Annotated in this window: 15 protein-coding genes and 2 tRNA genes; 1 reads left to right on the top strand and 16 read right to left on the bottom strand. The window is 44.4% G+C overall.

Annotated elements, in window-relative coordinates:
* Positions 1–2: 2 nt before the first annotated feature.
* The 5 genes from TH606_RS08810 to TH606_RS08780 form a co-directional block, all read right to left on the bottom strand.
* Positions 3–752: a hydrogenase iron-sulfur subunit gene (locus tag TH606_RS08810; protein ID WP_157627899.1), complete on the bottom strand. Its 750-nt coding sequence runs from the start codon at positions 750–752 to the stop codon at positions 3–5.
* Between the two features lie 22 nt (positions 753–774).
* Positions 775–3,840: an FAD-dependent oxidoreductase gene (locus tag TH606_RS08800; protein WP_157627898.1), complete on the bottom strand. Its 3,066-nt coding sequence runs from the start codon at positions 3,838–3,840 to the stop codon at positions 775–777.
* Between the two features lie 17 nt (positions 3,841–3,857).
* Positions 3,858–5,885, bottom strand: coding sequence for an anaerobic carbon-monoxide dehydrogenase catalytic subunit (gene cooS, locus TH606_RS08790; protein WP_068543024.1), 2,028 nt, complete (start codon positions 5,883–5,885; stop codon positions 3,858–3,860).
* 66 nt (positions 5,886–5,951) lie between these two features.
* On the bottom strand, positions 5,952–6,854 hold the full coding sequence (gene folD / locus TH606_RS08785; RefSeq protein WP_068543022.1) for a bifunctional methylenetetrahydrofolate dehydrogenase/methenyltetrahydrofolate cyclohydrolase FolD: 903 nt from the start codon (positions 6,852–6,854) through the stop codon (positions 5,952–5,954).
* Positions 6,855–7,037: 183 nt separating this feature from the next.
* The gene (locus tag TH606_RS08780; protein WP_068543020.1) at positions 7,038–8,801 is read right to left on the bottom strand and encodes a formate--tetrahydrofolate ligase; all 1,764 of its coding nucleotides are present in this window, start codon (positions 8,799–8,801) and stop codon (positions 7,038–7,040) included.
* 436 nt (positions 8,802–9,237) lie between these two features.
* Between TH606_RS08780 and TH606_RS08775 the strand changes: the two genes are divergently transcribed.
* Positions 9,238–9,567 (top strand): PilZ domain-containing protein, encoded by a 330-nt coding sequence (locus tag TH606_RS08775; RefSeq protein WP_068543018.1) that lies wholly within the window; start codon positions 9,238–9,240, stop codon positions 9,565–9,567.
* On the opposite strand, the gene TH606_RS08770 is transcribed toward TH606_RS08775, so the two are convergent.
* The 11 genes from TH606_RS08770 to TH606_RS08720 form a co-directional block, all read right to left on the bottom strand.
* Positions 9,568–10,209, bottom strand: a complete 642-nt coding sequence (locus TH606_RS08770) for a class I SAM-dependent methyltransferase (RefSeq protein WP_068543015.1) — start codon at positions 10,207–10,209, stop codon at positions 9,568–9,570.
* A 42-nt stretch (positions 10,210–10,251) separates the two neighbouring features.
* Entirely contained in the window at positions 10,252–11,664 is a 1,413-nt protein-coding gene (gene glnA, locus TH606_RS08765; RefSeq protein WP_068543013.1) for a type I glutamate--ammonia ligase, read from the bottom strand.
* 25 nt (positions 11,665–11,689) lie between these two features.
* A complete protein-coding gene (gene glnD, locus TH606_RS08760) occupies positions 11,690–14,170 on the bottom strand; it encodes a [protein-PII] uridylyltransferase (RefSeq protein ID WP_068543011.1) in 2,481 nt (826 codons plus the stop codon).
* A complete protein-coding gene (locus tag TH606_RS08755; protein WP_068543009.1) occupies positions 14,170–14,508 on the bottom strand; it encodes a P-II family nitrogen regulator in 339 nt (112 codons plus the stop codon). The genes glnD and TH606_RS08755 overlap by 1 nt, the downstream gene beginning before the upstream one ends.
* Positions 14,509–14,715: 207 nt before the next feature.
* Complete coding sequence (locus TH606_RS08750; RefSeq protein WP_068543007.1) at positions 14,716–15,102, bottom strand: YkgJ family cysteine cluster protein; 387 nt, start codon at positions 15,100–15,102, stop codon at positions 14,716–14,718.
* Positions 15,083–15,763 carry a 7-cyano-7-deazaguanine synthase QueC gene (queC, locus tag TH606_RS08745; RefSeq protein WP_068543005.1) on the bottom strand — a complete coding sequence of 227 codons (681 nt, stop codon included), beginning with the start codon at positions 15,761–15,763 and terminating at the stop codon, positions 15,083–15,085. Before queC ends, TH606_RS08750 begins: the two co-directional genes overlap by 20 nt.
* Positions 15,763–17,019 (bottom strand): adenosylhomocysteinase, encoded by a 1,257-nt coding sequence (gene ahcY / locus TH606_RS08740; protein WP_068543003.1) that lies wholly within the window; start codon positions 17,017–17,019, stop codon positions 15,763–15,765. The genes queC and ahcY overlap by 1 nt, the downstream gene beginning before the upstream one ends.
* 10 nt (positions 17,020–17,029) lie before the next feature.
* The gene (gene metK, locus TH606_RS08735) at positions 17,030–18,187 is read right to left on the bottom strand and encodes a methionine adenosyltransferase (protein WP_068543001.1); all 1,158 of its coding nucleotides are present in this window, start codon (positions 18,185–18,187) and stop codon (positions 17,030–17,032) included.
* A 14-nt stretch (positions 18,188–18,201) separates the two neighbouring features.
* Positions 18,202–19,044, bottom strand: coding sequence for an MBL fold metallo-hydrolase (locus TH606_RS08730; RefSeq protein WP_197460542.1), 843 nt, complete (start codon positions 19,042–19,044; stop codon positions 18,202–18,204).
* A 62-nt stretch (positions 19,045–19,106) separates the two neighbouring features.
* Positions 19,107–19,184: transfer RNA gene (locus tag TH606_RS08725), tRNA-Glu, on the bottom strand.
* Between the two features lie 23 nt (positions 19,185–19,207).
* A tRNA-Lys gene (locus TH606_RS08720) sits at positions 19,208–19,283 on the bottom strand.
* Positions 19,284–19,889 lie beyond the last annotated feature (606 nt).

Below are 19,889 nucleotides of genomic sequence, written 5' to 3'. Positions count from 1 at the left end.
ATTTATTTGGGTTCTAAAGTTTCTCCCTTTCGTTCTACTTTTCCCTTTTTTTGCATAGCCTCTAAAATTGGAACGATATCATCGGTTGTTGCACCAGTCTTTTTAAGTATAGCATCAATTGATATTGGCCCTTTAGAAAGAAGTTCTTTAATTTCTTCTTCAAAAAGCTCTTTTTTGAGTATGGGGACTATCTTTTCTTCTACTCTTTTAGAAATATTTTCTGGGCTGTAATCACCAGCCTTTTTGAATTCTCTAGCAAGACTGCCTAAAGCTGCGCGCAAACGACTCTTCTTAGCCACTTCACTTGCCGCTTTAAGGCGCCACTTAAGTGTTCCCTGGTCAAGGCCTTCAGCCTCACCTAATGGGCCAAGTTTTTTAATACCTTCCGTAAAGTTAGTAACTATCTGCACAAAAAGCGGGGCTTCAGCGGCTGAAGCCCAATCAACTCGAAAGCGTTCCGGCCTAAGCCCTACCAGCTCAAGGAGCCTTCTTGTGACTTCTTCTATTATTAGCATTTCATAATTACCAGACTGGTAATGACATTCACCAAGGTGTCACCCGCCTACTAAGACTCCGTCTGCTCCAGCTCTAAAGGCCTCCACAATAAAAAGCGGATCAATGCGACCGGTACACATCACCCTTACAACCCGGTTATTGGGTGGATATTTGTAACGGGCCACGCCAGCAGAGTCTGCTGCGGCGTAACAACACCAGTGACAGAAAAAAGAAAGTATTTTTGGATTAAAGTTCATAGCTATCCCCTATTCTCCAAAATTAAGCGGCTTTTTCTGCCTCTTCCTGGCTTTCTTTTTCAGCAAAATCTCCAAAGGCTTCAATTTGGGCCAGAATAGCTTCGTCTGTAAAACCACCCATCTCAATAGCAAATACCGGACAGTGTGAGGCACAAATACCACAGCCTTTACAGGAAGCAGTTATAGTTTCTGCCTTTTTCCGCTTGCCCACTTTAATCATCTGAATAGCCCCGTATGGGCAAAGATCAGCACATATACCGCAGCCAATACACTTTTGCTGGTCTACCCGTGAAACTATAGGCGCTACTTCAACATATCCTTTTGCCAGAGGAATAGTAGCCTTAGCTGCCGCCGCCCTTGCCTGAGCCAGCGTTTCATCAAGGGGTTTAGGTCCGTGAGCAAGTCCACATACATAAACCCCGTCAACAGCCAGCTCAACGGGCATTAACTTCACGTGGGCTTCAAGGAAAAAGCCGTCACTGGTAAGAGGAGCCTTTATTATTTTTGAAAGCTCTTCATTGTCTCCAGGAGCAATGCCCACCGAAAGAACCAGCACATCGGCTGGAATAAGTAAGTCTTCTCCCAGCAAAGCGTCATAGTGTTTTACATAAAGGCTTTTTCCTTTTTTAATCAATTCAGGCCGCTTCTGGGGCGTAAAACGAAGGAAGATAACTCCGGCCTCTCTTGCTTCACGATAGGCATCTTCTGAGAAGCCATAGGTGCGCATGTTTCCGTAAAGGACATAAACGTCCTTTTTGGGGTAGCGCTTTTTAAGACGCAGGGCGTTTTTAACAGCCTGCTGACAGCAAAGCTTACTGCAATATTTTAAATCCTGCCCCCGAGAGCCTACACACTGGATCATGACAATGCTTCTCGCTCTAGCAATCTTTGAGGCCTTTCCAGCCAATTCCGCTTCAAGGTCAAGCTGGGTGAGGATTTTATCTTCTTCTCCAAGCCCCCAGAGCGCTGGACGATGCTCCTTACCCCCGGTGGCAATAATCACCACCCCGTGATTAACTATCTCAGAGCCGGCCTGGCTCCTGAGCGTAGAGGTAAAGTTCCCAACATAGCCGGAGATATTTTCCACCGTGGTCTCTTTATAAACTCTTATACGCTTATGGCTTTCCACCTGTTTTATAAGGGTTTCAAGGATTTTTTGCGGGTCTTCACCGGATAGAAGCCCGGTTACGCGTCTGAGATTTCCGCCAAGCTCTCTTTCTCTTTCAACAAGATGAACTTCATAACCCTGCTCAGCAATGGAAAGGGCTGCCTGTAGCCCGGCTGCCCCTCCCCCTATTACCAGGGCGGAAGGGGTTACCTTTACTTTTTGCGTTTCAAGCGGCTTTAGCCTTAAAGCCTTGGCCACAGCCATGCGCACCTGGTCTTTGGCCTTAGCCGTAGCTGCCTGCGGATCAAAATAATGCACCCAGGAACACTGGTCACGAATGTTGGCCATTTCAATTAACGCCGGGTTAAGCCCTGCTTCCTTTAGAGTTTCCTGAAACAAAGGTTCGTGTGTCCTGGGGCTACAGGCCGCAATAACCACCCGGTTTAAACGATGTTCTTTTATTTTTTTAACCAGGTCATTCAAGGCGTCCTGAGAACAAGAGTAGAGAACATCCTCGGCGTGCACCACCCCTGGAAGATTAGCCGCGTAACGAGTTACGTCCTCTACATCTACTACACTGGCAATGTTTACTCCACAGTGGCACACAAAAACCCCTACCCTGGGCTCAAGGGCCTCAAGTTCTTCGTCCTCAGGAGGAAACTCTTTTAAAATGGCCTCTTCACCCCTAACTTCAGCCAAAAGCTCTGAACACCGTGCCGCCACTCCCTGGGCCTGCACCACGCTTTCTGGAATATCTTTTGGCCCCTGGAAGGCACCGGCTACGAAAATGCCTGGTACGTTTGTTTCAAGGGGAGAAGAAGTCCTGGTTTGGGCAAAACCATAATGATTAAGCTCTATCCCCAGAATAGAAGCCAGGTTTTCAGCATCTTTAGGGGCATCTAGCCCTACCGAGAGCACCACCATATCGTAAAATTCACGGTGGCTTTTTCCATCTTCAGTAACATAGGTAAGAGCAAGCTTTCGGCCAACCTGGTCTATTTTAGGCACACGGGCGTAAATTATACCGAAACCATATTTTTCCACCGCCCGGTTAAAGGCCTCGTCAAACCCTTTCCCCTGCGTGCGGATGTCCATAAAAAAGAGGTCTATCTGGGCTTCTGGCAAATGTTCTTTCACCACTGAGGCCTCTTTCATGGCGTACATACAACAAACCGAAGAGCAATATCCATTATCGCAGGTAACATCCCGTGAACCAATGCACTGTAAAAAGGCGATCCGTTGAGGATGGGTAAAGTCAGAAGGCCTTATAATCTCACCTTCAGTGGGCCCTGAAGCACAGGTCATCCTCTCAATTTCCATGCTGGTCATCACATCGGGGTACTTGCCATAGCCATACTTTTCAAGCACTTCCTGAGGAATACGACCGAATCCTAAGGTTAATACTACGGCCCCTACTTCTATTTCGCGCTCTTCGGGAAGCTGGTCAAAAACAATGGCGTTAGGCCCACACACATTAGCGCATAACTGGCAACTTTCGTGCTGCATGCGTAAACAGGCCTTGGCGTCTAAATAATAGGTAGTGGGAATAGCTTGAGGATAATCAATGCGAGCCGCTTTAGTATAAACCAGGCCTTCGTTATATTCATCAATCACTTCCCGCGGACAATAAGTTGTACACAGCCCGCAAGCTGTGCACTTCTGCGGATCAACATAACGCGGTTTAATAAACAGTTTGGCCTTAAAATGGCCAGCTTTACCGCTAAGTTCCTTAAGTTCCGCTAAAGTAATAATTTCAATATTGGGAGACCGCCCGGCCTCCACCAGCTTGGGCGCCAGTATTCAGATACTACAATCATTGGTGGGGAAGGTCTTATCAAGCTGGGCCATAACCCCACCAATAGAGGCCTTCTTTTCTACAAGATAGACATAAAAGCCGAGTTCTGCTAAATCAAGGGCGGCCTGTACCCCGGCGATGCCGCCCCCTAACACCATAACTTTACCGACTTTATCTTTCCCCATTTAACACCCCTAAAGATTTATTGAGCCGTTTGCTCCTCTTCTTCTACCTTAAGATGAGTAGGCCCAAAACAGCCGAGCCCATGAAAGGGAGAAATTTTTGGCGCTTCAAGGGCCCGACGCATAGCCATGTCAAAAAGAACTCTGGGTTTAGGTTTGTCAATGCCGAGATTTTTACGTTTCTCTTTGATTTTATCTATCATAATATTGGCGAATTCACTGGCGTTTCGGGCTACCACCCAGGGAGCGCCAAAAATATGATAAAATTCGTGAAATAGATAATCAGTGGCTATCTGGCTTTTCTCAGTAGGGAAATTAGGCCCAAAAACTACACAGGCTCCACTTCCCACAAAATAGTTTCCAATAGCTACGGCCTTTTCACTCATCCATTCAGGAGCACAACCAATGGCCGGCAAATCATCTAGATCTTCTCCCAGGCCGCCAGCGTTTACCATCTCGGTCAGGGCGATAAGGATACGGGAATTATCTACACAGGAACCCATGTGTAGCACCGGAGGACAACCTACGGCCTCAAGAACTTCACGCAAAGAATCTCCCGCGAGACTAGCCGCCTCAGGCGAAAGGAGCCCTTCCCGAGCAATAGAAGTAGCAGCACAACCCGTAACTACCACCAAGATATTGTTGGCAATGAGTTCTTTAGCAAGTTCTGCGTGGGTCTTTTCAAAAACGCGAAAGTTATCACATCCAACAATGGCCGCCACCCCTAAAATACGGCCGTTTATAATGTTTTCGTTTAAAGGCTTATAAGAGGCCCTGAAACGCCCTCCAAGGATATAAAGAATAGTCTCGTGACTAAAACCAGCCACTACATCCATTTTGTTTGGCGGGATATAAACCAGGTTTTTATCCCTTTTAGGAAAGCGGGAAATGGCTTCACGAAGGACTTTTTTGGCACTTTCTACAGGATGTTTGTGGTCAAAGGGGATATGCATAGCCCCTTCAATCTCAGCTTTATCACTTACCGTGATAACCGCCGTGTGATAGGCAGAGGCCACGGTGGCTACGTTTTGCATAATACACTGAACGTCAACTACCATGGCTTCCACGGCTCCCGTAGCCAGAGCCAGTTCCTGCTGGACAAAGCTTCCCGCAATGGGAATGCCCCGCCTCATGAGGACTTCGTTTCCAGTACAACAAATACCAGCGAGGTTAATTCCTTTAGCTCCAACTTTTTCAGCTTCTTTAATTATTTCAGGATCCTGAGCTGCGATGGCCAGGGCCTCAGCCACCTCTGGCTCATGGCCATGAACCGTAACATTTACCATATCTTCTTTAAGCACTCCCAGGTTGACTACCGCCCTTAATGGTTGAGGCGTCCCAAAGAGTATATCCTGGAGCTCTGTAGCCAACATAGAGCCACCCCAGCCATCAGCCAGGGCACAGCGTACCGAGGCCTTAAGAAGGCTGCGGTAATCCTGGTCAACTCCCACGGTAGTACGGTGAAGCATCTCTACTACTTCGCGGTCAACTCCACGAGGTACAACGCCAAGCTCACGCCATCTTTGCTGACGTTTTTCTGGAGCACGTTTTATAAAAGCGAGCTCTCCGTGCTGCTTACCAAACTCCTCTAAAGCGTTAACTGCCACTTCTTTGGCCAGTTCTTTAACCGGCTTTTTATAATCAAGGCCAAAATAATAGGCCACCATGCGAAGCTTCTTTTCGTCTTTTATCTCAAAGTCTTCAGTCTCACCGTGCACCGTATGATAAAAGACTTCAGCTATGCCACGACCATGGTCTGAATGAGCAGAAGTTCCAGCAGCTACCATGCGGCCAAAATTTCTAGCGGCTACCGTAGCAGCGGTAGCCCCGCAAATGCCGCGCAACTCTTCTACTCCTTCAACTATCTGGCAGGGCCCCATATTACAGACATGACAACAGGTCCCCCCTTTACCAAAAAGACAGGGCTTGGTCCCTCTTTTATTTACCCTTTCTGGAGCAGTTAAAACCTTACCCTGAATACGTTCAAAAACATCCTGATTTATCATGCACTTGCTACATTCGTTTTTGGCTTTTAGACGAGGCTCCATGAAATCCTCCTAAAGTTAATTTTCATAAAAACTGAACTTTAATATAATTTTTAAAAAATAGCAATTCTAACCTACTTCACTTGGGAGCCCCGCCCACATTTTGGCGGCTTCTACGGTGTTTTTCATAAGCATGGTGATAGTCATAGGGCCAACGCCTCCAGGTACAGGAGTAATAGCTGCGGCTTTTTCTTTTACGGAATCAAAGTCAACGTCTCCACAAAGTATAGCCTTGCCTTCAGGGGTGGTGCCTATGCGGTTTACACCAACATCTATTACTACCACGCCCTCTTTTACCATATCTCCCGTAACAACTTTGGGGCGGCCAGCGGCTACAATGAGAATATCGGCCCGTTTAGTATGAAATAGCATATCTTTGGTGCCGGTATGACAAACGGTAACCGTGGCGTTACCTACAGGTTTTCTCTTTTGCATAAGAAGAATGGCTACCGGTTTCCCTACAATATTGCTACGGCCAACCACCACTACTTCGGCCCCGGAGACTTCTACGTCAGCACGTGCCAGCATCTCAAGTATCCCCGCGGGAGTACAGGGAATAAAACAAGGCTCTCCGATAACCATCTTTCCCACATTTACCGGATGAAACCCGTCCACATCCTTGCGTGGGTCAATGGCGTAAATAACTTTCTGTTCAGAGATGTGTTTGGGCAAAGGGAGTTGTACTAAAATGCCATGAATGGTCGGATCTTCATTGTATTTTTTGATAAGACTGAGGAGATTTTCCTCAGAGACATCTTCTGGCAAATTTTCCTGCACGGAATGAAAACCAAGGTCGTGAGCCGTACGCTGTTTAGCCGTAACGTAGGAAACAGAGGCCGGATTCTCTCCTACCAGGATAGTAACAAGGCCAGGCGTTACTCCGTGCTTTTCTTTAAGTTCCTGCACCTCTTTCTTTAGTTTTTCGCGTATTTGTTGGGATATCTCTTTGCCACTTATTATTTTAGCAGCCATTTACACATACCTCCCTCTATTTTGGGCCTCTCTTAAAAGCAAGAGGCATGCCAATGGAAATTTAGTAAAAATTGATGTTTTTTGGGAAAAAATTGCATATAAAAATTTTTATTTTTCTTCTTAAGAAAAATTAAATGAGGAAAAATGCCCCAATGTGGAGCATTTTTCCCCATGTCTGTGTGTTTAGAATAACCCTTTGACTTTACCTGTTTCTACATCTACATCAATACGGCGGTAGGCTGGGTCTGAGCCAGTGCCAGGCATGAGGCTAATGTCGCCAGCCACTGGAACGATAAAACCTGAGCCACGGTAAATCAGAACATCGCGCACCCTAAGCTGCCATCCCTTAGGCACCCCTTTTAAAGCCGGATTATCAGAAAGGGAAAGGTGGGTCTTTACCATGCAGATGGGCATGCGGCGCAGTTCTTCATCGGCCTCAATGAGTTTGATTTTGGCCTCGGCGTCAGGGAGATAAATTACTCCATCTGCGCCATAGACTTCTTTAGCGATTTTTTCAATGCGGTCTTTAACTGGCTCATCAAGCTCATAAAGAAAACGGAAGTTAGTGGGTTCATTACAGGCATCCATTACGGCGTCAGCCAGTTCAAGGGCTCCTTCACCGCCCTTAAGCCAGTGTTCAGAAACAGCGGCTCTGATGCCGTGCTCTTCGCATATCTTTTTGACCAGTTCAATTTCGGCCTTGGTGTCAGTGTAGAAGGCATTTATGCAAACCACTGGAGTGACACCGCTCTTTTTAACAATGTTCACACAGTGCAGGAGGTTTTCACAACCTTTTTCCACCCACTCTAGGTTTTCTTCAAGGTATTCCTTGGGTATAGGACGCCCAGGAAGAGGTATGGGAGCTCCACCATGACACTTAAGGGCCCTGATGGTAGCCACCACCACCACGCAGTCAGGAGTAAGCCCAGAAAGACGACACTTTATGTTCCAGAACTTTTCGTAGCCAATGTCAGCGGCAAAACCAGATTCGGTGACTACATAGTCGGCAAGTTTAAGGCCAACGTAGTCAGCTATAATAGAAGACTGACCAATGGCAATGTTAGCAAAGGGACCAGCGTGAATGAGAACAGGCTGGCCTTCAAGGGTCTGAATCATATTGGGGTTTATAGCATCAACCATCCAGGCACACATGGCCCCCGCCACTTCTAAATCTTCGGTGGTTACAGGATTGCCAAACTTATCAAAAGCCACCACGATTTTTCCAATTCTTTCGCGAAAGTCTTTTAAATCTCTGGCTACGGCCAGAATAGCCATAACCTCTGAAGCCACGGCAATCCAGAACTTGCTTTCCATGGGATAGCCATCTTTTTTACCCCCAAGACCTATGACAATATGACGCAGGGCCTGGGCGCAAAAGTCTATAATCCAGCCCATTTCCACTCGCTTGGGGTCAATGTTAAGGCGCTTTAAGCCACGCTTGGCCAGGGTTTCGTCATCATAGTTGAACTCGTGCTGCATACGAGCCGTAAGGGCCACCATGGCCAGGTTGTGGGCGTTCATAATAGCGTTAATGTCTCCAGTAAGCCCAAGGGAAAACTTGTCCAGAGGGATAATCTGGGCTAAGCCTCCGCCGGCGGCAGAACCTTTGATATTCATGGTAGGGCCACCTGAGGGCTGCCTTAACGCTCCAATAACACTTTGTTGGCGTTTACCCAGGCCTTCTACCAGGCCAATGGAAGTGGTAGATTTTCCCTCTCCCAGAGGAGTAGGGGTAATAGCGGTGACATCAATATACTTGCCATTGGGACGGTCTTTTAAACGCTCAAGGACTTTTTTGTAATCAATTTTTGCTACGTAATGGCCATAAGGTAGTAGCTCTTCCTGCTCAAGGCCAAGTTCCTCGGCCAGCTGATAGACAGTTTTCATGTGTTTTTCGGCCTCAGCGGCAATCTCCCAATCTTTCATCTTGGTAGGGTCAAGCTTCATAAAAACCTCCTCCCTGATAAAATTTTTTAAAGTTTAAAAAAATTTAATATTACTTACACTATTTCTGATTAAATGAAAGCCTATTATATAGAAAAAGTTTTTTCTGCAAAAGATTAGATTCTATTTTTTTGATATCAGAATTTTTAAATTTAAACAACGATTCTCATGAAAAAATATAGAATTTTTGATGATGATATTAGATTTGTTATTACCAAATTCCTCACTTTACGGCGAAGCTTTTCCTCTTTTCTTGCGGCGAGAAACCTTCTCCGTACAAAAGAAAGGAATTTATCTCGCGAGGCCTGTAGGCCTGTAAAGACCGAGGCGATCTCTTCCCTCGGGTAATTTAGGTCTCATTCAATAAAAGGAAAATTAACCAAAAGCCTGTTAAGAAGAATGTTCTTTATGCCGAAATAAGAAGTCAGGAGGTGATATTATGATTCCCCAACAAAAACAAGAAGCAGATAGAAGACGGCATTTACGAATAACCTTAAAGGGCTCAAAAGTTTTGTTATCTGATGGGCAGATGGGAGAACTAGCTAATGCCAGTATCAGCGGAATTGGTTTTTGGAAACCTGATGGCCTGGATGTAACTCCTGGTGATAATATCTCCGTTACCCTTTTTTACCGGGGTGAAGAAATAACAGGCCAGGCTAGGGTAGTTCATGTTAAAAAAACTCTAGTTGGTTGTGAATGGATTAGTTTTGCCGACGAAAAACAGCGTATGGCTTATTATTCCTGGTTGCTTGAGCCTGAATTTGAATAATTAGAGCTTTTCAAATAGAATCGCCCAAAAACCAGCTTGAGGTGCTAATCCTTCAAGGGGGGCTTCAATTTTGGGTTCTTTTGAGGGGTAATCAATAAGGGTAGAAAAACCTTTTATTTTGAAAAATCCGTGTTTTTCAAAAAGGTTTAAAACTTCACTTCCCTTTCTAAACTTAGCGAACTTGTAAAGTGGATGGCCTTTTCTGGCCTTTTCTCTATAAAATTCTGCCAGAGGAGATTCTCCTGGCACAAAACCCAGATAGACTTTTCCTTTTTCTTTTAGAATCCTGTAACACTCACGTATAGCCTTTTCTGGTTCAGACAAAAAGCAAAAAGTAAAAAATAAACCACAGCTAGCAATACTTCCGGTTTTAAAAGGAAGGGCTTCAGCTATGCCTGCTACCACTTTTATTCCTTTTTCTTTAGCCAAAAAAAGCATTTCAAGCGAAGGATCAAGCCCAAAATCAAAACCTAAAGCCCTGGCAAAGGCGCCGGTACCTACTCCTATTTCTAGAGAAGGATATTCTGGTGGGCCTAAAAGTTTTAAGGCTTCAAGTTCTGCAAGGAATAAAGGATTATCTTTATACCAGAGGTCATAGTCTTTCGCTACTTTACCAAAGCTTTTGCTGGCTTCTCGCCACATAAAAATTCGTAAAGGGAGGGAAAAGCCCCTCCCTTTTTAATATTAGATGTCAAAATAGAGATAGAACTCATAAGGATGCGGACGCAGGCGAACCTGGTCAGCCTCGTTTTCACGCTTATACTCAATCCATTTGCGGATAAGGTCTTCGGTAAAGACATCGCCTTTCATTAAGAACTCGTGGTCTTCTTCAAGTGCCTGAAGGGCCTCCTCAAGGGTAGCAGGAGTGGTGGGAATGTCTTTTAATTCCTCAGGCGGCAGGCTATAGAGGTCTTTGTCCATAGGCTCACCAGGATCAATGCGGTTTTCAATACCATCAAGAGCAGCCATAAGCATAGCCGCAAAAGCAAGATAGCCGTTGCAGGAAGGGTCAGGCGTCCGGAACTCAATACGCTTGGCCTTGGGGCTCGGGCTGTACATAGGGATACGAATAGCCGCGGAACGGTTACGGCTGGAGTAGCAAAGGTTAACTGGAGCTTCAAAACCTGGAGTTAAGCGTTTGTAAGAGTTGGTAGTGGGGTTGGTGAAGGCACAAACCGCTTTGCAGTGTTTAAGAATTCCGCCGATAGCATAAAGGGCCGTTTCAGAAAGGCCGGCGTAACGGTCTCCAGCAAAAAGAGGAGTATCTCCCTTCCAGATACTCATGTGGGTGTGCATACCAGAACCGTTGTCACCAAAAAGCGGCTTTGGCATAAAAGTTACGGTTTTACCGTGCTTATAAGCCACATTTTTAATGACATATTTGTACCACATGAGCTGGTCACCCATTTTTAGAAGTGGGGCAAAGCGCATATCAATCTCAGCCTGCCCTGCAGTGGCCACCTCGTGGTGCTGGCACTCTATTTTTATACCCACCTGTTGAAGTACCATGACCATTTCGGTGCGGAGGTCGTGTAGTTTATCAGTAGGTGGAACAGGAAAATAACCTTCTTTAGGACGGGGTTTGTAGCCAAGGTTGGGACATTCCTCGCGCCCGGTATTCCAGGTCCCTTCAATTGAATCTACAAAGTAAAAAGAAAAGTTTGTACCACTATCATAACGAATATCGTCAAAAATAAAAAATTCCGGTTCAGGCCCAAAAAAGGCAACGTCTCCAATGCCTGTGCTTTTAAGGTATTCTTCAGCTTTCTGGGCTACGTAGCGTGGGTCACGGCTATAGGGTTCTTTGGTGATAGGGTCAAAAACATTGCAAAGAAGCACCAGAGTAGGGACTTCGTAAAAGGGATCCATAACCGCGGTATTTGGGTCAGGAATTATAATCATGTCACTTTCATGAATTTCCTGCCAGCCGCGAATAGAAGAACCATCAAAACCATAACCAGCCTCAAAACTTTCTTCGGTCAACTCCTCAATGGGTACTGTAAAATTCTGCCAGATGCCCGGAAAATCAGTAAATCGCAAGTCAACCATCTTAGCGCCATTTTTCTTGGCAAATTCAAGAACTTCTTTGGGTGTCATAAAAAACCTCCTTTATTATTTTTATCTAACAAACATTTTTCTTAAAAAATTCTTTCAAAGTGTTGACTAGATACTTTTGAAGTTTTTCACATTCTTCATTAGCTAATTTTTCACCTTCAATACTTCTAACATAGAAAACATCAGAAGCTAGGTCTTCTTTATTGGAAATAAAAGCCCTTTCAATATTTAAAGGCCACTTTGATAGGGACTTAGCCAAATGATATAACAAACCTAGCTTGTCAGGTGCATATATCTCAATGATGGTAAAAAAGTCAGAGTGTTCGTTATTTATAGAAACATGAAAATCTAATTTTTTGCTTGGCTTCCTAATAGAACAAAATAAAGGCTTAATTTCTTTTAAAGAATTTTCTATATTTTCGTCTTTTAAAACAAAGTTTAAAAAACTATTTTCTAATTCTTCTTTAGGAAAATCGCCATAAGGAGAACTTACTTCAAAAATATCAAGAGCTGTACCGTCTTCTAAAGTAAAAATACGAGCCTGTTTAATATCTAAATGATGGAGAGTAAACACTCCTGTAAGACGCACAAAAAGACCGGGTTTATCTTTAGTTATTATAAAAACTCTAAATAAATCCCTTTGTTTTGAAACATTAAACAAGAATGGCAGATTTTTCTCTTTATAAATTTTAAGCAATGAAAGTTGTGGTTTTAAATTTTCCAGTGAAGAATAAAGAAGATAACAAGAAGGAAGAATATCAACCAAAGAGCCAAACTCTTTACGCAAAGCCTTTTCCTTCTCTTCAATTTCAATAATTGTCTGTTTTTGGGCCAGAACTCCCTCACTAAAAATCTTAGCTGTTTTTAAATAAAGCTCGTCAATCAGGGCTGCTTTCCAGGAACTCCAGGCCGCTGGCCCGGTGGCCCGGGAGTCAGCTATAGTTAAAAAGTAAAGCCTGGTCAGATGGCCAAGGTTTTTCATTTTTCTGGCAAAATCAATAACAACCTTTTCTTCGGTTAAATCTCTCCTGAAGGCGGTTTCAACCATTAAAAGATGATCTTTCACCAACCGGGATACCATCTGAGCTTCTTTTTCGGAAAAACCGAGTCTAAAAGCTATCTCTAAAGCCATCTGTGCTCCTGTTTCAGCATGTCTTCCAGGTAATCCTTTGGTAAGGTCATGCAATAATCCTGCCAAAAATAAAACTTCTTCGTTTTCTATTCTTTCCCAATAATCAGAACGTTCTTCACGCAAAGCCCCGAGTTCTTTAATAGTTAACAATAAATGTTCATCTAAGGGGTGGATGTGATAAACATCAAACTGGGTAAGCCCTATAATTCTTTGAAATTCGGGCAGTATCTTTGTTAAAAAACCGGTTTCCCGCATGCTTTTTAAAGCTAAATAAGCATAGGGTTTTGTTAACAATTTTGTAAAAAACCTGCCTTCTAAATTGACAAGATTGAAAGATTTTGAAGAACTAAAATTTTCTTTTAAAAAGATCCTGGTAAGGTGGTGCAATTTAAGCCCTGTTTCCGCCTGAAGCATGAATAAATTGAGTACATAAGAAAGGTCCCAGAGAGCGCGTTCTCTATAGGTGAGATAAAGGCGGCCGGATATGATCTCAAAGCCACCTTCCAGCTTTTTTCTTTCATCAGGGAGAAAACCAAGAGTCAGCTCTACATGGTCTAACACCGCTTCCACTATTTCGTGAATTTGGCTCATGGCGCGGTAAACATTGGTCATGAATTTGCTTATAGCCCCTTCGGTTTCGTAACCAAAACCCATTTTAACTGCTATTATCGGCTGGTACTCAAAGTAGAGCCGGTCTTCGTGACGCCTGGCCTGAAAATGAAGTTCTTCTCTTACTGCCAGGAGGAATTGATAAGCAGATTTCAGCAGCTTTTTTTCTTTTGAAGAGATGAGCCCTGCCCTTTCAATGTCTCGTAGAGTTTCCAGACCAAAAAGTATGCGAGCCGTCCACAAAAGCAAATGGAAATCGCGAAGGCCACCCAACCCTTCTTTTAGGTTTGGCTCCAATAGGAAGGAGTTTTCGCTGTAAATTTCTAATCTTTTGAGCCTAGTACTCTTGAGGGCTAGAAAAAGTTCCTTGCGGCGTCCAGCAATGAGACTGTCATTAAAAAGACTTTTAAATTTCTGATAAAGCTTTTTTGAACCAGAAATCAACCGGGCATCAAGTAAAGCGGTTAAAAGAGAAAAGTCCTTGCGAGCATCAGCAAAAACCTCTTCTAAAGAACAAACACGATAGCCGACCTCAAATTTTTGGTCCCACAGGGTATAGAGAACTTTTTCAACCAGCTGGGAGATTTTCTCTTCAGAAAGATCCCCGTGCAAAAATAGCAAATCTATGTCTGAATAAGGGCAAAGCTCTTTGCGGCCATAACCTCCTACACCCAAAATAGCCACTGGCTTTCTCTTGAAACTGGACGGGAAAAGCCCTTTAATCAGGCCATCAATGCGCTTGGCTCGATTAACTACCGAAGATCTGGCTACAAGAAGTGGTTCTGTGATTTTAACAGGCTGGAGCACTAAACGGCCTCCTTGCCTCGTTCTCCAGTTCTAATACGGATAGCATCCTCTACCGGTATTATAAAAATTTTACCGTCACCAATTTTTCCGGTACGGGCGCTATTGATTATGGTTTCCACCACCTTTTCTACCAGTTCAGCCTCTACTACCAGCTCAATCTTTACCTTTGGTAAAAAGTCAACTATGTATTCAGCCCCGCGGTAAATTTCACGATGCCCTTTCTGGCGTCCAAAACCCTTGACCTCACTTACCGTCATGCCTTTAATTCCAATCTCAGCCAGGGCCTCTTTCACCTCTTCCAGTTTGAATGGTTTAATAATGGCTTCAATTTTTTTCATCTCAGAGCCTCCTTTAATTTTTGACAGTTTATCTATATTCCAAAACTTGTGCCAAAATCAACGAATTTTTGTAACTTTGCTTTTAATCAGGCTTTAGCTTTGAAGTTATAAGGTTTAAAAGTCTTTTCAAGGAAAGATTGCTCTAACCAGTCTGTTTTGGTGGGAAGTTTTTTACAAAATTGTAGAACAATCCAGAAAAATTAACAATTAGGTAAATTTTTTATAGGATAAGAGGGATTTAACATCTTCCCAGGTGGCTGTCTCGTTAAAACCCGGGCAGCTTGCCCGAATAATTTCAAAATTTTCTTTATCTTTAAAGATACTTGGGTGAAGGGGCCACCTACGACAATGAAAAGGTTTTACCGGATGAATCTTGCAAAGCCTTTGCTCTTCGTCATAAAAAATACAATGGCCGTTTACAATTTTCATTTCTACACGGCTCCCGCGGGAAACAGTATAAGTTTTTAGAAAATCTTTCAGGCTTAACCCTAAGAAAGAAGCAATCCTTTGCTGTTCCTCAGGAGAAAGAGAGACAGTACTTTCTCCCTGACAGCAAAAACCACAGCGCTTACATTCAAATATTTTCTCTGACATAAGGGATAGGGTCTTCTAACCCGGCTTCTTTAAAGCCCTTAAGGCGCAAAAGGCAGGACTCACAACGCCCACAGGCCATATCTTCACGTTGGTAACAAGACCAGGTTAGATGAAGAGGGGCTCCCAGTTTTATTCCCAGTTTGACAATCTCGGCCTTGGATAGATTGATAAGGGGGGTTTCTATGCGAATATCTGTTTCAGGCCTGGTGCCTTCTTTAATAACCTGGTTAAAGGCCTCAAAAAACGAAGCTCGACAATCGGGATAACCAGAAAAATCCACCTGGCTGGCCCCTATAAAAATACGCTTGGCCCCAAGCACTTCCCCCCAGGAAACCGCTATAGCCAGAAAATGAGCATTTCTAAAAGGCACGTAAGTTATAGGGATGCCATCAGTGGAAACACTTCCTTCAGGGACTTTTAATTTTTCGTCAGTCAGAGCTGAGCCGCCAATATCTTTTAGGGCCGGAACACTGGTAATCAGGCGATATTTAACTTTATAAAAGTCCGCTATTTTATTGAAAGCGCGAAGTTCCCTGGCCTCGGTACGCTGGCCATATTTGACGTGTAAAAAAGCAAGCTCATAATTTTTAGCCGCGCAAGCGGCAGCCACACAGCTATCAAGGCCGCCGCTTACCAGGCATACGGCTATAGGCCTGGGCATTATGTTCCCATCTCCCAGGAAGAAAGATATTTTTCCTGCTCAGGGGTAAGCTTATCAATTTTAATACCCATAGCGTTAAGCTTCATTTCAGCCACTGAGCGGTCTATATGTTCAGGTACTTTATAGACATCGTTCTTGAGTTCCTTACCGTGTTTTACCAGGTGTTCAGCACAAAGGGCCTGGTTGGCAAAGCTCATGTCCATAACCGCCGAAGGATGCCCTTCTGCTGCGGCCAGATTTACCAGTCGCCCTTCAGCTAAAACATATACTTTTTTCCCGTTAACCAAAGTATATTCATCTACATTTTCCCGCACGCGCCGCACTTCAGTGCTCACCTCTTTTAATCCCTCAAGGTCTAACTCCACATTAAAGTGCCCGGAATTAGAAACAATGGCCCCGTCTTTCATTTTCAAGAAATGTTCTTTACGGATAACGTTTATATCTCCCGTAAGGGTGCAGAAAAAATCTCCAATCTCAGCGGCTTCGTCCATGGGCATAACATCGTAGCCATCCATAACCGCCTCAATGGCTTTTAACGGGTCAACTTCAGTTACTACTACGCGTGCTCCCATGCCGCGTGCTCTCATGGCCACTCCTTTGCCGCACCAGCCATAACCTGCCACCACAAAAATAGAGCCAGCCAAAAGGCGATTGGTAGCCCGTAAAATACCATCAATAGTTGACTGGCCAGTACCGTAGCGGTTGTCAAAAAGATGCTTGGTAAGGGCATCGTTTACCGCAATTACCGGATATTTAAGGGCTCCCTCTTTGGCCATAGCACGCAAACGAATAACACCAGTAGTGGTCTCTTCCGTGCCGCCAATAACGTTTTCTATTTTCTCTGGATACTCAGCGTGAAGGGTAGATATCAGGTCAGCCCCATCGTCCATGGTAATGTGGGGGTTCATATCAAGCACGGCTTTAATGTGCTGATAGTAAGTGTCCCGGTCTTCCCCGCGGATGGCAAAAACTGGGATTTGATAATGCTTAACCAGGGCAGCCGCCACGTCATCCTGGGTAGAAAGGGGATTTGAAGCACAAAGGGCCACTTCTGCTCCCCCGGCTTTAAGCACGTCCATAAGGTTGGCTGTTTCCGTGGTTACGTGTAGGCAGGCCCCAAGCCTTATACCAGAAAGGGGTTTTTCCCTTTCAAAACGTTCTTTTATTTGTTTAAGCACGGGCATTTCTCGCCCAGCCCATTCAATACGAAGTTTTCCTTTATCCGCTAGCTCTAAGTCTTTTACGTGATATTTCATCTAGGCCTCCTTATAAACCTGCCAGCTCTTTTATCTTTTCCACCATGTCAAGACGCTCCCAGGTAAACTCTGGTTCAGGACGCCCAAAATGGCCGTAAGCAGCTGTCTTCCTGAAAATAGGTCGGCGCATATCAAGGTATTCAATCATGTGGCGGGGCCTAAAATCAAAAAGTTCCTTAATAATTTCAACAATACGTTCCACAGGGATGTTGTTTGTCCCGTAAGTATTTACATTTATGGCCAGGGGCTCTGGCACACCAATGGCGTAAGCCACCTGCACTTCAAGTTCTTTCGCTACACCTGCCGCTACCATATTTTTGGCCACATAGCGGGCATAATAAGACGGAGTACGGTCAACCTTGGTGGGATCTTTACCAGAGAACGCCCCGCCTCCGTGGTGCCCTCGGCCACCATAGGTATCAACGATTATTTTACGCCCGGTCATACCACAGTCTGCTAAGGGGCCACCTATAACAAAACGCCCCGTGGTGTTTACTAAAAACTTGGTTTCGTCAGTAAGTAGCTCGGGAGCAATGACTTTCCTGATTACTTCTTCAATAATGGCTTCTCGCAATTCTTTGTATTCCACCCAGGGCTCATGCTGTGCCGCCACCACTACCGTATGAATGGCCTTGGGACGGCGATCTTCATAAGCCACTGTTACCTGAGTTTTTCCGTCAGGGCGAAGAAAGGGAAGCACCCCCTTTTTTCTAACTTCGGCAAGCCTCATGGCTAAACGATGAGCGTACCAAATAGGCATGGGCATATAATCAGGGGTTTCATCACAGGCGTAGCCGAACATAAGGCCCTGGTCTCCTGCCCCTATTTCTTCACCGCGCTCAACGCCCATGGCGATGTCAGGGCTCTGGCGGTCAACGCTGGTAAGCACTGCGCAAGTTTGCCAGTCAAAACCAAGGTCTGAGTGATTATAGCCGATTTCTTTTACCACGCCGCGGGCAATCTTGGCATACTCTACCCGGGCCTCGGTGGTAATCTCACCGGCAATAAGGATCATGCCGGTATTGACCATGGTTTCACATGCCACCCGAGCATAAGGGTCTTTTTCAAGGATGGCATCTAAGATGGCGTCTGAAATCTGGTCTGCCACTTTATCAGGGTGACCTTCAGTTACAGACTCAGAGGTAAAAAGAAAGTTAGACATACTCATAGGACTTCCTCCCTTTAGCTAGACTCAAATTCAAGAATTTTATGTTTAAGGGTTTTATAGCGATGTTTGCGCTCGGCTTCAAGAAGTAAAAGTGGTTTATTTATAAATTCCGCTCCGCAAAGAACTTTTGTGCCAATGGATTCTCCAGCCTCATAGATATCCTCAGCCCACTTTTTCCAGGACAAATCACGCAAAAGGTGATGGTCCATTATTAAGCAAGAAGGTTTCAAATCCCTTACCAAAGAAACCAAATTTTGGCGAGCAATTTTACATTCTTCCAGCCCAAAACGGGGGCCAAGATAAGTGGCTGGCCCATCAATAAAAAGAATTTCTGGTGAGGTTTTATAGAAAAAAGAAAGGGCCTCTTCTTGAACAGGCCCTGAGACATCAGAAGAATGAAGAAAGTTTAGTGTTGGTGATTTCACATGAACAGCCACCACCGCCCCAAAGCGTTCATCAGGCCCGTGATTTAAAGGCCCTGAAAAAATAACTTTAGTGGTTCCAAAACAAAGTTCCTTTCCTTCTGCTACTTCGTAGAAACAACTAGCGGATAAAAGCCTTTTAATAAGCTCTTTTGCCCTTTTGGCCTGATTGCGATTTATGTTTTTTTCAGGATCTTTTAAAAACAAGCGTTTTCCCTTAAAAAGTTCTGCCCATTCAGGGTCGTAATGGTCATAATGGTAATGGGTTATGACAATAATATCGGCTTCTTTAATTTTTTCTTTTATTTTAGCTTTTAATAAACGGAGGCGCTCCCATTCAAGCTTATCAGGAGGAAGTCCGTATCTTTTAGGACCAAGGGCTGCCCCTGGGTCAATTAAGATGGATACATCATTTGTGCGCACCAGGGTGGCCATTGACCTTACACCAAGACTTTCTGAAGCTAAGATTTGAATGGTCATAATTCAGGAGAGGAGTTTGGCGTCCCCGAGGGGATTTGAACCCCTGTTGCCGGCGTGAAAGGCCGGTGTCCTGGACCTGGCTAGACGACGGGGACACCGTATTTAATTGTAAAGACTCTGGTGGGTCGGGCAGGACTCGAACCTGCGACTCTCGGCTTAAAAGGCCGATACTCTACCAACTGAGTTACCGACCCATCCAGCGCCTGATAAAATAACGGCAAAGAAATTACCTGTCAACCCCTTATGTGAGGGTCTTAGAAAAATACAAAAGACCCAGGAAATTAAAGACTTTAGGAAGAGTGCTTCGTCACTTCGTAGCTTACAAATATTTTATTTCACATACATTTATCCGCATTTTTGTCCATATTTTATCAATTTTGCTCTGATTTTTTAGAAAAGGAAGAATAAGCCCTTAAGGAGAAAATAGAAAGATAAGTGGCAGGAAAAACTTTAGCTCTTTAATCTTCAATCTTTTTCCTTAGGTGGGAATTTAGGTGTATAGCTAAATTTGTTTTTTTTGAGACCTTTGCAAAATATTTTCTTAGACTGCTTCGTTGGCCTTTCGTCCTCCTCGCAGTGACAGGTAAGGGAGTCATTGCAAGCCACGAAGTGGCGAAGCAATCTCTTTTCCGGGTGATATCAGAGAGATCTGAGATCGCCACGGCGACTACGTCGCCTCGCGATGACGCCCTGTAATGTAAAAAATGCTTCCATTAATAATATTTTAGATTTTGCAAAGGTCTTTTAAAAGCTAAACTGTTCCTAAACTATTCATAGTGTTTCGTCAACTGTGTCCGCAG

It is taken from the genome of Thermodesulfatator autotrophicus (assembly GCF_001642325.1).
Taxonomy (GTDB): domain Bacteria; phylum Desulfobacterota; class Thermodesulfobacteria; order Thermodesulfobacteriales; family Thermodesulfatatoraceae; genus Thermodesulfatator; species Thermodesulfatator autotrophicus.
This window is presented reverse-complemented; position numbering and strand designations above follow the sequence as displayed.